This window comes from Carboxylicivirga marina, assembly GCF_016612505.1.
Taxonomy (GTDB): Bacteria; Bacteroidota; Bacteroidia; order Bacteroidales; family Marinilabiliaceae; genus Carboxylicivirga; species Carboxylicivirga marina.
This window is the reverse complement of sequence record NZ_JAENRR010000095.1, coordinates 1-14,703: the sequence shown is the minus strand read 5'-3', so window position 1 is coordinate 14,703 and position 14,703 is coordinate 1. Positions and strand designations below refer to the sequence as shown.

Below are 14,703 nucleotides of genomic sequence, written 5' to 3'. Positions count from 1 at the left end.
TATTATAGTTAAATAGAAAGGTGGAAATGGTCATAAAAACAAAAAGATCTACTTTCAACTATTTTTGCAAAGGTCTCTTATTATAAAAAAAAAGGCCTTAAGCGATTTAACTTAAGGCCTAATAATACTATTCATTTTCAAAATTATTCATTCTCAAATTCCGGCTCAGATGTTTCTCCTTCTTGTTCAACATTAGCAATTGGCTTAAGGTGAGCTGGTATCTCTTCGTTAACTTCTTCACCTTTAAAATATGGGAAAAAATCTAATATTGGACTTTCTGAAATGGCATTGATGTCGAAGTCAACCGTCATGCCGCCCATGCCTTGGTGAATTTTCTCAAATGCATCTTTCACATCGCTAGCTAACACTAGTATTTGGTTACTTACCTTTTTCTCTTTTCCCGATTTTTCGTCTACTGAGGCGAACGATATTTTACTTTTATACCAAATGTCACCTTCTTCATTTTCAAATATCTCGGTGTAGTTTGCTTTACGAATATTGGTGACAATAAACTCACCACGAATCATCGATTCCATCTCTTTGTAGATACGTGATTCGGCTTCTGTAAATGATACAGCATCAATTAAATATGTTTCGCTAACTTTTTTTTCTTTTCCAGATTGTTCGTCAATCTTCTCGTATTTGACTTTACACTCGAATAAATTCTGCATGACAATAAATTTTTATCGGGCAAAGATAAAACAGAATGAGTACAGCGAAAGGTATTCGCATAAATATTAAAAAAATAATTGAATGTGAACAGATATACAGTTAGTTAGAAGACTTCAGCGAAGGTCACATAAAAACCGGTTTCATCCTGACCAATACCCATGTCAACTCTAATATTCATGCGTGGTTGTAGTTCTAACCTAATACCACCGCCGGCACTAGGTAGCCAGTTTCTATAGCTGAGGTTGTGAGATATGGAACCTGCTCCTAACCAAAGCACGTACCCAAACCGACTATTATAATTTCCTTTTTTATTGAGTTTTTTTCTCATAAACATATGGCGGTATTCTGTTGTGGCCAAGAGCATGTTTCTATCACGATAGTGGCCTAATGTATACCCACGCATATTATCTGGCCCACCCAATATTGACATATCAGACCAAGGTATCTTTTCACCTGCAACCATTCTGCTTCTTACCTGCCAAGCCAGTGTTCGCCTTTTTCTTTTAATAGGAATGTATTGGCGGTAATCGATGTCAATGACACCATAATTTGTTTCTCCGCCTAAAAATTCATTGAAATAGGTAAATATCCCACTTATAAATACACCTTCATAAGCATTTTGTACGAAATCACGTGAGTCGTAGTCAATTTCAAAACCAATACCAGTATTAAAAATATCGGTTCCGTTTTCTTTGATATTAGGATCGAGTAACATGAGTTCATTGGCATTTTTAGCTTCTGTTATGTTGATGTCAAAGACGGGTCCTAGGAACAATGAATTACCAGTTCTGAAGAGAAGTCTTTGGTAAAAACGCATGTGGCTTCTGGTATAGGCAGTTGTTGAGTCTGATTTAGGGATGTTTTTACCATTTTCATAGCCAATTCCCCAATAGTTATCAGGCATGTCTCGCAATTGGAATTCGCCTATTGATCGCATTTTATCACCTTTCCAGTATATAACGTTTAAGGCTCTTAACGAGAAAGATTGGTTAGTACTGTATCCAATAGAAAAAGGAATTGAAGAAAGATTGAGTTTTCGATCTTTATGAGTTTTAAAGGTAATTAAACCTCCGCCTGAAATTAGGAGCTCTGTTTCAGGGGTATAGGAGGGTGCGATATAAGGCATGATTTTAAATGACTTCCTTTCTATTTCTGCAAAACGAAGTGAGTCTAGGTTGTTGAGAATTTTGTTGCCCAATGAGTCTCTTTGCGCTTTTGCAAAGAAGGAGCAAGCAATGATTAGAGTGAAAGTGAAAAGTATCTTTATCACGATTGATGACTGTATGAGTAAATAGTATTATCAAATATAGTGAGAAAAAAATAACTTTCCTGCATTGTATAAAGGGCACTAACACAGTGATGTAGGAGTTTTTGTCTTGAAAAGTTGAATTTTTTTCAAAAAAATTCAACTTTTGGGTACGTCCGTTAGGCATGATGATTGTCTTAGTAATGTAAACAAAAATGAAATTGATATGAATGCTAAAGCGATAAGGCGTAATTTGTACAAAGTTTTAAGAAAAACTGGTGTGCCTAAGAACCGAATCAGTGAAGAAGCCTCGCTACGTGATGAACTTTTTGTTGATGATTTAGACATGAATTGTTTCTTATTTTATTTAGAAACACGTTTCGATGTAGCTATTCAAAATGATGAGATACCTCAATTGACTTCTGTAAAGTCTACTATTGATTATTTGCAGAGGCATTGCGCATAAAAATTTTTCAATGACCAATCCCATGAGGTTGTTTCCAAGCAAGACTATAAAACCACTCATTTTATCGTCCCATCAACTTATTTGGAAACAACCTTTGTTTTTTTAAACACCTTCTCTAGTGCTTCATCAGGTCTGATGATGTTGTAATTCTTCCAAAATTGTTCGTCTGTTTCCTGTATATGATCTGAAAGTACATACTTGGATTTATACAGCTCCGATGGACGTAGTTTAATTTTATTATTTATTTCCCAATTACTGATTAGCAATTCGGTAACAGCAGAGAATTCAGAATTAATACGATGTCGCTTATCATTTATGCGAATCACTATTTCTCCTTCAATACGATTAAGAATCCACTTGTCGTTTAGCTTTCGGTAATCAATGTAATATGAAGCTTGAATTGGTTTAACTTTTATTTTTCGCGAGGCCTTTCTAATAAGTGATTTGCCACTGCTTCGAAGTGCTTTTTTTGTCAGGTTGAATTCGCTTCTGACCAAAGCAAAACTCTCCGAATGGATGTACAAAAGTCCATTGTATAATAAATTGCCATCGTCGTTTCGAGGACGAAACTTTACTTTATATACGATTTCTTCATCAAGTACATCAATACCATCGTAGCTGTATTTATATAAATTATTATCGATTGAAAAGAAATCCTTGTATCGGGCAATGTCAACTCTTGAGAATTGAAATGGTCCGCCTTCTAATTTGAAATCTACAAAATCCATCGATTGTAAATCGTTCTTCTTGCGGCCTTTAATAAATTTTACACGCTCGAGGTGTGAAGGAGAAGAATAAGAAGGTTTAATAATTTGAATAATAGCCTCTGAAACTTGCACATAATCACCATCCTGCTTTATTGATTCCCTGAAGAATCCTTCTAAAACTGCCTGCTTGTTATGGTAATTATTTTCATGATGTAGTTGTAGATTATTAATGATTTCGTATGGTTCTTTGTATGTGATTTCTATTTCGTTGAGCTTAATAGAAGTTGCTTGCAAGGCTATATTAATAATAGAATCGTTACCGGGAACCGGGCAAAAAGCTGTGTGATATCCAAGAAATGAAAAAGCTAATTGCTCGCCTTTATAAGTTTTAGGAAGCTTAAACTCGTATTGTCCTTGCGAATTTGTGATGGAACCAAGTGGTTTGTTAGTAATTGAAACATTAACCAGAGGTAGCTTTGTACTATCGTTTTGATCGAAGACCGTTCCGGTTAACCGGATTGATTTTTCTTCTTTAGAAGATTCAATAGCTTTGCTAATAACGATTTGGCCATTGAGGTAGCTTATTTCAATGGCTTGATTTTTCAATACATCCTGTACAATTTGGAGGGCATGTTGATTCGAGTAATCAGCACGAATTAAGCTGTCGTGAGGTATTGCATTGACATCGTATGCAATGTCGATGGATGTTCTGTTGGTGAGTGAATCAAAAAGCGATTCAATAGTAATAGAGTTCTGTTTAAATGAGGTGATCTGAGCATTTAAAACAGGCAACAAGCAAAAGAAAAACAGAAGAAGTCCGCATTTTCTATATAAATGCTTATGCATTGACGGTTTGATTTAAGTTAGTATGCTTTGATAACAGAATACAATGTATCAATTTTTTTAACAAGAAAATGTGTTTACTCGTATACTGTTATGTTCTTTTATTGTTTTGTTTGAATTAAATAAACATCTGCTTTTTTAGAATATTGAAGGTTGAAAGTGGCGCATACTGCATCGAGCACATGGTCGAGTGAGTATTGGCTAAAGGTGGCGTTTAGTTTTTCATTATCGATATTAACCAAGCTGTCAAGTTCTATTTTAATATGATAGGTTTTTTCAATGGTTGTAAATACATCTGAAAGCTGTGTATTGTTAAACTCAATTTCCTTTGTTTTCCAGGCTTTGTAGTTAGGTGAGTGTATTTTGTGTGTGCTTAATGTATTCGATAACGAAGAATACTTAACCGCGTCGCCGGCTTCCAGTACCACGTTGTTATCAGCTAATTTTGCATCGACCATTACTCTACCGCTTGACACAATTACTTCTGAGTCAGTAGCTCCTTTATAAGCTTTTACATTGAATGATGTACCAAGAACTTCTATTTTAAGTTGTGCAGTTTCGATTACAAAGGGTTTATTTTCATCTCGCGCAACATCAAAAAAAGCTTCTCCAGTTAGTTTTACTTCTCTAATATCACTATTGAAATTCTTGGGGTAACTTATTTGACTGCCATAGTTTAAGTCAACAATGGTTCCATCTGGCAATGTAACTTGTTCTGTATTTTGGCTGGTAATTATTATGGTTTCTTGTTGATTTGTGAATAAGGTAAAAAATACGCTTGTAGCTAAGGCTATTAAAAGTACTGCCGCTATGCTATAATAGATTTTTAATCGGGATGTGTTTTTCGTATGAATCTCTTTCTTAACTGAGTTCCATGCATTGTTAGTGTCAATGTGATTTAATGCTTGTGCATAATGTGCATCTCCCCAAAGCTTCTTTACTTGCTTCTCAATATCTGGGTTTGTTTCCAAGTCTTTTTGAAGCTGCAAATGTTCTTGGTGGTTTAGCTCACCCGAAACATCTTTAGCCAAAAGTTCCCAGCTGATATTTTCGTTCTCTTTCTTCATCATTCTCACATTTAAAGCATCATTAATAACGCTATAGTTGCCAACAACTGCTTTTTTAATGGCTGTAACTGCTCTCTCAAATACTTGAGAGCTTTGCCCATTTGTACTTCAACTGTTTTAGGCGATATGTTTAATTTCTCTGCAATTTCTCTATACTTCAGACCATCCATTCGGCTCATTTTAAATATGCGCTTGCGCTGTTCGGGTAGCTCTTCAATGACGTTGTTAATCTTTTGCAGATATACATTTTCATTAAATGACATCCATACAGCTTCTTCTTTATGGTCATTTACCTTTTCATACTCACGTACAACTTGTCGGTGCTTTAGTTCATTGGTGCATTTATTTCGAACAGCAACTACTAAAAAACCTCGTAATGAACGTATTTCAACCGTTTTTCTATTTTCCCACATTTTCACAAAAACACTTTGTACAATACTTTCTGATAAATCTTTATCGCCCAGATATTTTTGAGCCAATAATACCAAATGTGGATAATAGTTTTTAAAAACTAATTCGAAGGCGTACTCATCTCCTGCTTTTATCTTTTGTAACAGCAGTGTATCATGATTATTCTCTTCAACTTGTTTGGCCATCAACAATTAGTTTATTAAAGGACATGTGGCAGGGTTTTTACCCTTACCCAATTTACATTTTTTTTGTGTTAATGTTGAAATATAAAATGTGGCTAGTTGCCTTTCCAATTAAAAACAGTAACAATAGCGGCATGATCTGATGGAAAGCCATTCTGATGTTCATTCACTACGTAACATTCTGCAGGATACAGCTTTTTGCCTTTATAGTGAATAAAGCTTGTACGATTATGCATGATGGAGTCAAAACGTGGTGATAAGGTATACCCAAAGTGCTTTGTCTCATCCGGATGTAATTGACGATAACTGTCTGTAAAACCTTTGTGCTCAAAGCGTGTGCTGGCAGGATATTTTACTGATAAATTGTTATTACGAACTGCATTTTTATCTGACCAATCGCGATGTGAACCGCTGTTGAAATCACCACCAATAATAATTGGTTTTTCATCAGAGTTAATTATTAAATGTGTGAGCTCACTTAATATGAATCGGGCTTGTTTGCCTCTGTTTTGGTTTTCCCATTTTAGTATCGAATCAACTTTAGCTTCCGGTGAGCGTAGGTATGTGCTTAAATCGGGAGCAGCACTCAGTTGAATTGGGCATGCAATTACTGATTCATCATTTGCAACTGCCAGTTCAATGCATCCAAAGGACTCTGTTTGGAATATGTTATGTGATCTAATGAGTGGAAAGCGACTTAGAACTGATATCTCTGGGCTTCTTTGGTACATTATGTAATTGAGGGCGTCGGCAATAGCTATGCCAGTGTTATTGCTTTCTTGCAGAAATACAACATCGGGGTTCTCTTGTTGAATGAGTTGAGTGATTTTCTGAATGCCGATGTAACGCCCATCATGGGTTCCGCCATCCCAAATATTCCAGGTCATGACTTTTAATTGTTCATCAATTTCGTATGGTTGTGAACAGATTTTACTTTTTTGATTGTGAATGGATTTAACTTCAGCATCACTCAAGGCTCTTGACCAAATGGTAAAATCATCGATTACGCCATTGAATAAATCTTTACTTCGTTTAACTGGTGTGTCATTACCTATGATTACAGGAGTATTTGATAGTTGAAGTTGGTTATTGAAAAGCGAAATAATTGCCACGTTATTTCCATCAAAAAACAATTTCGCTTCTTCTAATTGTGCATTGTAAGAGAAGCAGATTTGATGCCAATTTCCATCGTTAATGGCTTGTTTTACTGTAGGTTTGTAGTTCCATGTTCTTTCTCCATCAGATAGTTGCCACTCCCATGCTCCATTGGCTTGTGCATTTATCTTCCAGCCGTGCCACCCCATCGAATCCACATGATTATGTGATAAAATGGTGTATGCTTCAGGGTCGAGTGGGTCTTTTTTCACCCTGCATGAGACGGTAAAGCCTTTGTAATCATTAAATGAGAAATCATCCTTTAACTTAACAGATAAAGCTTGCCGTAATGATGCATTGATAGATAAATCAAGGCATGTATCTTTTTTATCAAATGCATAAGCTACAGCCTGTGGGCCAAAAATGGCCGCTTTAGCCATTCCGGTATTTTTTAGTGTGTTATTGAAGTTATATTCAATGAGTGGTTTGCCAACTTTTACGTGTTGTTCGCATGCCAAAACACTCGTGAGCAATAGTGTTGAAAGTAATAATCGATAAAACTGTTGCATACATTTTATTTAGGTTTTTCAAAGCTCTCAACATCAACTGCTTTATTTGTACTTAATTCTTTTAAAATGGTTTCCAATTCGATCGATAATTCTTTAAAACGCTCATTGAATTCCGGTTTTTCATTTTTAAAATCATGCTCCGCTTTTATCGCTAAATCATAAAGTTTGGGAGCAGAAATTGTTCCTGAGATACCTTTAAATGAGTGAAGCATTCGCTCTGCAACTTCTCGATCAGCTTCTCGAGAACTGTTGAATTCAGAAATGAACTTTTGATGATCGTAATAAAAACGTTGTAGTAGTCTTTTAAAGAAGTCCCAACGATTAGCAAAACGCTTAACTCCATCATGTACATTAATCCCTTTTATTTCGGGAAGGTTATTTGTTGATGCCTCAATTTCAATGATAGGTTGTTCGTTTATCGCAATTGGCTTTCTCTTTTTTCGTTTACTGCCTCTTCGTTTTTCAACCCATTTCAGTATCTTTTTATAAACTTGCTCGGGATCGATAGGCTTGGCAATCATATCTACCATGCCAGCATTCAGATATTTCTTTTTGATGCCACCAATGGCATCGGCTGTCATGGCGATAATTGGCAGGCTGGCGTGTTCTTCCATGGCCAGAATACCCTTTGTGGCGTCAAATCCATCCATTACAGGCATTTGAATGTCCATTAATACCAAATCAAAATAATTGGCACCACCATCATGAACTGCTGAGATGGCTTCTTCACCGTTTGACACAACATCAACATTTACACCAGCCAGCTCTAACAGCTCAATCCCAATTTGTTTGTTGGTTTCATTATCTTCTACCAAGAGTACTTTTACATCTTCTTTGAGTCTTAATTCATTCAGGTACAAGCCTGGTTCTTTTTTTCGCCATGATGATTTGGTTTTTTCTTTACCAAATGCTTCGAGGCAAGCATCGTGAAGCGTTGAAAAGTTTACTGGCTTTATGATTGAACCAACCGTGTTGTTTTTAATGAATGATTGTAGCTCATCATCCTGACCAAAAGCACTGATGAGAACGAATAGTGGAACCTGCTGTGTATTATTGATGTATAATTCCTGAACGGCATGTTTGAGTTTGTTGCCAGCAATGTTCCAGTCAGCAATGATTAAGTCAATTGAGTTATCCTGATGACTTTCAACCAATTTTATAATGGCAGAATCATTTCGTCTAACAAGAGTTACTTTAAATTTAAGTAACTCAAGCATGTCCTTGATAATGGATGAAGTGGTTGGATGATTATCTAAAACCAGAACATGTTTGTTTTCAAGGTCAGAAGGAGGAATTAATAAATCTCGTTTTTGAGCTTTTTGTTTACCAGCCTTCATGGTGAAGAAGAATGAGCTGCCTTCTCCATATTCGCTTTCAACCCATATGCGACCTCCCATTAGTTTAGATAATCGTTTGCAAATAGCAAGTCCTAGACCTGTTCCGCCATATTTTCGGGTTGTTGAAACGTCGGCTTGAGAAAACGAGTCAAATAGATACTCCTGTAAATCATCCTTGATACCAATGCCTGTGTCTTTAATTTCAAATAATAATTCCACTTCGTTGTCATCTTCCTGAAGTACCAAAACACTGGTTATAATTTCACCTGTGTTTGTAAATTTAATGGCATTGTTAATCAGGTTAACTAAGATTTGAGAGAGTCTTAATGGGTCACCAATCAGATTTAGAGGTACATCAGCATGCAGTGCATATATAAAATCCAAACCTTTTTCATGGGCTTTGTAGGCGACCATATTACTCAAGTCGTCAAATACTTGCTCAAGGTCATAATCGATGCTTTCCATCGCTAGTTTGCCGGCTTCAATCTTCGAGAAGTCCAGTATGTCATTAATAATCCCCAATAGAGACTTAGAGCTTCCTTGTATCTTTTTCAGGTAATCAGCTTGCCCTGGGTTTACTTCTTTTTCTATGGCTAAATGCGTCCACCCAACAATGGCATTCATCGGTGTACGAATTTCGTGGCTCATCCTCGCTAGGAAATCACTTTTGGCTCGTGTTGCGGCTTCGGCATCATCTTTAGCTTCTTTAAGAAGAACGGCATCTTTTTCTTTAGCAATGGCAATACCTAATGTTACCGTATAAGCTCTAAAGATTGCCCGATGTGATTCTACCCAAGGCATGCCTTTATCAGTATTTCCAAAACCAATAAATCCCCAAAATGTATCGCGTGCAAAAACTGGCACAACCAACAAGCTCTCAAGGTTTAATTCTTCAAATAAGAATTGTTCCTCTTCGATAAAATCGTCTTTAAAACCACTAATGTCTTTTTTATCAGCCAGAGAATGGAACCACCTTGAACCTATTTGGCTGTACTTTATTTGATTCAGGTTGTTACGTTGAATTGGTTTAATTTTGTCTTTATGCCATTCGTACATATGGCTGGCAGTTGGCTGCTGGTCACCTTCAGCGATATCATTTTTAAATATAAAAGAATGATCGACCATTGCACTCTGTGCCACAATGCGCAGTGATTTTTGAATGGCCTCAATGGAGTCTTGATTAACAATGAGTTCCTTCACTGCCTCGGCAACACCTTCTAAGAAACGATCGCGCATCATTACTTCCGAGATGGCTTCTTTGGTGGCGGTAACATCAATCATTACACCTTGAAGGTAATGGCCACCATCATTTTGTTTAACCGACATCCCTTTTTCGTGCAGCCATCGCATTTCGCCTTTCACATCAGCAATGCGATATTCCACTTCATAGGAATGATTGCGAGTAACGGCATGTTTGATAGTATCCAGTACGCGTTCCCGATCATTTTCAAAAATAAGATTGGTAAATGATTGAACACCATCAAGGAAATTCTCAGCTTCAAAGCCAGTAACTTTACTAAAGCCACTACTTAGGAATAGCATTGTCCTACTATCGTCAACCATGCCTGTATATACGATACCAGGCACATTGGTCACAATATTTCGATAATTCTCCCTGCTTTTTTCAAGGTCGCGCAGTGCCTTGTTCAGCTCTGTAATATCTGTGGAGATACCACATATGGCTTGTATCTCACCTTTTTTATTTCGAATTGGGAATTTGTTAGATAAATAGTAACGTTTCCCGGTTCTTAGTTCAATTTCTTCTTCATATTGTATTGGAACACCGCTATTGATAACCTGTAGATCCACTTCTCGTGATTCTTCGGCCAGTTGCTTGTTGAATAAGAAATCACCTTTTTTACCGATGACATCTTCTTCTTTCATGCCTACTTCATCACACCAGTTTTGGTTAACTAACGAATAGTGACCATCAATATCTTTTACGTATATAAGTGCTTTCGAATTATTTATGATATCGTCAAGCAATCGTCGGTTATCCTCAATGGCATTTTCGGCATGACGCCTTTTGCGTTCATCTGAAGTGATTGTGAAAACAAAGAAGCGTAATACTAATAAGCCCGAGACAATGGCCACAAAAACCAGAATGACCAGAAAATTCAAACTTAGCTCACCCCATTTTTTTAGCATCTGTGATTGAATGATTGATGCTTGCTCAGCATTTTTCTGAAGAATGATGGCATTACTTCGCAGTGATTTCTGGACAGCACCAATGTTGTTGACCAAATCTATGGTTCGTAATATGGTTTGTTCGTAATGCCTTAAGTCCGCTCTGAATTGCTTCATGTAACTTCGGGCATCCATGTTATTAACCTGGTTTTCTACCACGAAAGTCAGATTTAACATATTGTCAAACCAGTTCTCCAATGAATCACGTCGGGCTGTACCTAAATTGTCAATGCCTATTCGAGTCTGCATGGCTCTTATGGCAATTAAGTAGGCGTGGGCTTTATTATAGTTTTCAATGGCTTCTGCGTGCGATTGGCGATTTTTAGTTAGCCATTCTTCAAGTAGAGATTGTTGTTTGATCTCTTCATTTTCAATGAGATTATAGATGCTATCTGTTTTGTGCGAAAGGCTATTGCGGTAATTGTGTAACTGGGCATATAATTTAAAATCTTTATTAAAGGCAGTTATATAATCCAGCATCGGGGTTAATACTTTCTTGGTTTTAGGGTTGGCTTCAGATTGACTTATTTGCTGTAACCGATTACTGATGCTTAAGGTGAGTGAATCAACATTATGGATAAGGGCGGTGTCACCAGATATAATGGCGCGTTTTTCATTGAGGCGCAAATGGTAAATGTTATCTTGCAAGCGATTAACTTGCTCAGTACTATCTACAACGTATGACAAGCGACGAATACCACGGATACTTAGAAACGAAACGACCGACATTATTAAAATAATAATGACGAATGCTATAACAACTTTTTTTTGAATAGTATTGGCCATCCCCTTTAATCGAAACTGCCCCATAAAGATTAAGTTTACTGTATTTTAAGTTTATAAAGATAATAACAATTTAAGCTCCTGAAAAACGGTAAATTAAATATAGTAGAATTAAGTTTACCAGGTTTATTATTTGTTATCGTTTGCTATTTTTGAGAAACAATTTTTATACCATGAATCAAACTCTAAAGGTACGTTCTAAATTTCTGTTTTTATTATTGTTCAATTTGTACTTTTCGGCTATTATAAGTAGTCAGTCAAAATCACCGAAATATGAAATGCGAGGTGTATGGGTAGCTACTGTTGCTAATATTGATTGGCCCAGTAAGCCAGGATTAAAGGTTAAAGAGCAAAAAAAAGAGGCCCTTGAAATTATCCAGCACTGTAAGGATTTGGGGTTAAATACTATTTTTCTGCAAGTACGACCGGCTTCTGATGTTTTGTATCAATCGAGCCTGGAGCCATGGTCGAAGGTGCTTACAGGTGTGGCAGGTAAAAATCCGCGTTATGATCCTCTTGATTTTTGGATTGAACTGGCGCATTCGAATGGCTTAGAGCTGCATGCATGGATTAACCCATATAGAGCTTCGATGAGTTTGGATGAAGAGTTGCCCGAAATGCATCCGATACATATTGAACCTGATATGTTTGTAGAGTATGGCAACAAGGTGTATTATAATCCCGGTAATCCGAAGTCAAATATTCATATAAATAAAGTAGTTAAAGAACTGGTGCAAAATTATGCGATTGATGGTATTCATATGGATGATTACTTTTATCCATACCCCATTCATGGTCAGGCTTTTCCTGATTCATTGTATTATCATCAATATGGGAAAGATAAATTTGCTAATCTGGCTGACTGGCGCCGAAATAACGTCAATGAAACAATTGAAACTTTGCGAGCGACTATAAAAAATAGTAAACCTTGGGTACAGTTTGGCATTAGTCCATTTGGTGTTTGGCGAAATAGTAGTGACGATTCGCGGGGGTCAGAAACGAAAGCAGGCACGACCAATTACGATGGCTTGTATGCTGATGTTTTATTGTGGATGAAAAATAGCTGGATTGATTATGTTGTTCCGCAGTTGTATTGGGGAACATCGCATCCGGTTGCTAATTACACCGTTTTATGCAATTGGTGGAATCAAAATCACTATGATATTCCCGTTTATATCGGTCATGGGATTTATAAAATCGGAAGTGATAAGCCTGATTGGCAGGATGAAAAGCAACTACCTAATCAGATTAAAAGTGTACGTTCGAGTTCTAATTTAAGCGGAAGTGTTTATTTTAGTTACAAGCACTTTAAGCGCGATTTATTAGGCTTTAATGATGAACTTGCGAAGACTTTTTATTCGCAAAAAGCCATAGTGCCACACATTGGGCGAATGAAGTATACGAATAGTTCGGAAATGCCTATGAAGGTTAAGGCGCGTGCTAAATCAATTCGATGGAAGGGCGAGAGCTCCAGTAAATATATTGTCTATTTGTATGATGTATCGGAGGCTTTTAATCCCGAGGACCCAAAATTTATTTTTGACTTATGTTATTCGACTAAATATCGAATGCCGAAAAAAAAATCAAAACTTAAGAAAGAGTATCTTGTTCGTATAGCAGCGATAAATGCTTTTGGCTCTGAAGGGGTGATTAGTGAGCCTGTGTTGATTAAATATTAATGAACGCAATAGACGATTTGATTCAGCCAAAAAACTTGTTTATCTTATTTCTTTAAAAATAATTTAAAACTTAAGCAATATGATCATCGCATTAATAGTGATAGGTGTAATTATTATTGGACTTTTTATTTGGTTATTGAGCATCGATGGGTCTTACCATGTTAAAAAGTCGATGGTAGTGAATACCTCAAAAGAAAAAGCATTTCAATTAGTTTCTGATTTTAATACCTGGCAGGCATGGTCGCCATGGTTGTGCATGGAGCCAGAAGCAAAGGTGACAATTAGTAATAATGGAGTAGGTATTGGTGCCGTAAATGCTTAGGTGGGCGATTTGGTGGGCTCGGGTGAAATTGAACACATTAAATTAGTCGAATATAAAAGCATTGATCAGGAGATACGTTTCATTAAGCCGTTTAAATCAAAGAGTGCTGTTTACTGGGAATTTAATGAAGTTGAAGGTGGGTGCGAAATCACATGGGGAATGAAAGGTGCGATGCCTTTCTTCTTTAAGTTTATGGCTAAACAAATGGAGCCCTGGATTGGAATGGATTATGAGCGAGGCTTGAAAATGATTAAAGATTTAATTGAGAAAGAGAAAATTGATTCAGACATTACTATTGATGGCGTTTCTCAATTGCAAGGATTCGATTTTGTAACTATTAAAGAAACGTGTCCGATGTATGAAGTAGGGCCGTCGATGAAAGAGACCTTTTCAAAAATTAATGGTTTATGTGAAAATGAAGCGTTGGAAAATGATTCTGCATTTTCAATCTATCACAAGTTTGATTTTACCGACCCCGAATGTACTTATTCATCAGGTATTCCTGTAACAAAAGATTTTGATATGGAAGCGCCATTTTATAAAGGTTCCTATGCTTCAATTAAAGCTGTGAAGGTGACTTTTAAAGGCGACTATGAGCATTTAGGTAATGGATGGGCGGCTGCATATTCTTATTTGCGATATAAGAAGTTAAAGGCCAATAAAAAGATTGACCCCATTGAAATTTACCTCAATGATCCAACAAAGGAAACAGATGCTGCTAATTGGTTAATAGCTATTTATTTCTACTTTAACAGATTAAAAGAGAAAGCTTTGAATTAGGCTAAGATATAGATATTTAGTACCTTAGAGGTGTAAAACAACGAAAGCTATGGGTAACGAAATAGTCATCTAAACAACCGACAAAATTATGGTAAAACACTTCATCAACTCTCTGATCGACTGTGTTCTTACCTTCATAAATTTCATCAATCTTTTCGCACTAGGACCAAAGATAATTTTGATAAAGCACAACAATACGTGGAAGGCATAGTTCTTAGCGACTTAAATAACATTGAGCGTATCAGTGAAACTTTAGATACAGACTATCATAAATTACAGCACTGATGTTTCCCACGTAAGTTAAAACGCTGAATGTCAAGCAAAAAGAAGCACGATTCGCTTTGTTAATTCATTAAT

11 protein-coding genes are annotated in these 14,703 nt (G+C 36.5%); 4 read left to right on the top strand and 7 right to left on the bottom strand.

Annotated features, from left to right (window positions below; translation table 11 throughout):
• Nucleotides 1–143: 143 nt before the first annotated feature.
• Nucleotides 144–671 (bottom strand): DUF4494 domain-containing protein, encoded by a 528-nt coding sequence (locus JIV24_RS20985; RefSeq protein WP_200467050.1) that lies wholly within the window; start codon nucleotides 669–671, stop codon nucleotides 144–146.
• A 104-nt stretch (nucleotides 672–775) separates the two neighbouring features.
• Nucleotides 776–1,798, bottom strand: coding sequence for a BamA/TamA family outer membrane protein (locus JIV24_RS20980; RefSeq protein ID WP_200467049.1), 1,023 nt, complete (start codon nucleotides 1,796–1,798; stop codon nucleotides 776–778).
• A 346-nt stretch (nucleotides 1,799–2,144) separates the two neighbouring features.
• Between JIV24_RS20980 and JIV24_RS20975 the strand changes: the two genes are divergently transcribed.
• Entirely contained in the window at nucleotides 2,145–2,384 is a 240-nt protein-coding gene (locus tag JIV24_RS20975) for an acyl carrier protein (RefSeq protein ID WP_200467048.1), read from the top strand.
• A 77-nt stretch (nucleotides 2,385–2,461) separates the two neighbouring features.
• Here the strand turns inward: JIV24_RS20975 and JIV24_RS20970 are convergent, their stop codons facing one another.
• From JIV24_RS20970 to JIV24_RS20950, 5 genes are all read right to left on the bottom strand, one after another.
• A complete protein-coding gene (locus tag JIV24_RS20970) occupies nucleotides 2,462–3,937 on the bottom strand; it encodes a carboxypeptidase-like regulatory domain-containing protein (RefSeq protein WP_200467047.1) in 1,476 nt (491 codons plus the stop codon).
• Between the two features lie 98 nt (nucleotides 3,938–4,035).
• Nucleotides 4,036–5,001: a FecR family protein gene (locus JIV24_RS20965; RefSeq protein WP_200467046.1), complete on the bottom strand. Its 966-nt coding sequence runs from the start codon at nucleotides 4,999–5,001 to the stop codon at nucleotides 4,036–4,038.
• Between the two features lie 11 nt (nucleotides 5,002–5,012).
• Nucleotides 5,013–5,597, bottom strand: a complete 585-nt coding sequence (locus tag JIV24_RS20960; RefSeq protein ID WP_200467045.1) for an RNA polymerase sigma-70 factor — start codon at nucleotides 5,595–5,597, stop codon at nucleotides 5,013–5,015.
• 92 nt (nucleotides 5,598–5,689) lie between these two features.
• Nucleotides 5,690–7,258 (bottom strand): LamG-like jellyroll fold domain-containing protein, encoded by a 1,569-nt coding sequence (locus tag JIV24_RS20955; protein ID WP_200467044.1) that lies wholly within the window; start codon nucleotides 7,256–7,258, stop codon nucleotides 5,690–5,692.
• Between the two features lie 5 nt (nucleotides 7,259–7,263).
• Nucleotides 7,264–11,592 carry a response regulator gene (locus JIV24_RS20950; RefSeq protein ID WP_200467043.1) on the bottom strand — a complete coding sequence of 1,443 codons (4,329 nt, stop codon included), beginning with the start codon at nucleotides 11,590–11,592 and terminating at the stop codon, nucleotides 7,264–7,266.
• Nucleotides 11,593–11,738: 146 nt separating this feature from the next.
• Between JIV24_RS20950 and JIV24_RS20945 the strand changes: the two genes are divergently transcribed.
• The 3 genes from JIV24_RS20945 (at nucleotide 11,739) to JIV24_RS20935 (ending at nucleotide 14,346) form a co-directional block, all read left to right on the top strand.
• Nucleotides 11,739–13,244 carry a glycoside hydrolase family 10 protein gene (locus tag JIV24_RS20945; protein ID WP_200467042.1) on the top strand — a complete coding sequence of 502 codons (1,506 nt, stop codon included), beginning with the start codon at nucleotides 11,739–11,741 and terminating at the stop codon, nucleotides 13,242–13,244.
• 79 nt (nucleotides 13,245–13,323) lie between these two features.
• On the top strand, nucleotides 13,324–13,566 hold the full coding sequence (locus JIV24_RS20940; protein ID WP_200467041.1) for an SRPBCC family protein: 243 nt from the start codon (nucleotides 13,324–13,326) through the stop codon (nucleotides 13,564–13,566).
• On the top strand, nucleotides 13,567–14,346 hold the full coding sequence (locus JIV24_RS20935; RefSeq protein WP_200467040.1) for a GyrI-like domain-containing protein: 780 nt from the start codon (nucleotides 13,567–13,569) through the stop codon (nucleotides 14,344–14,346). It abuts the gene before it with no gap.
• Nucleotides 14,347–14,703: the final 357 nt, after the last annotated feature.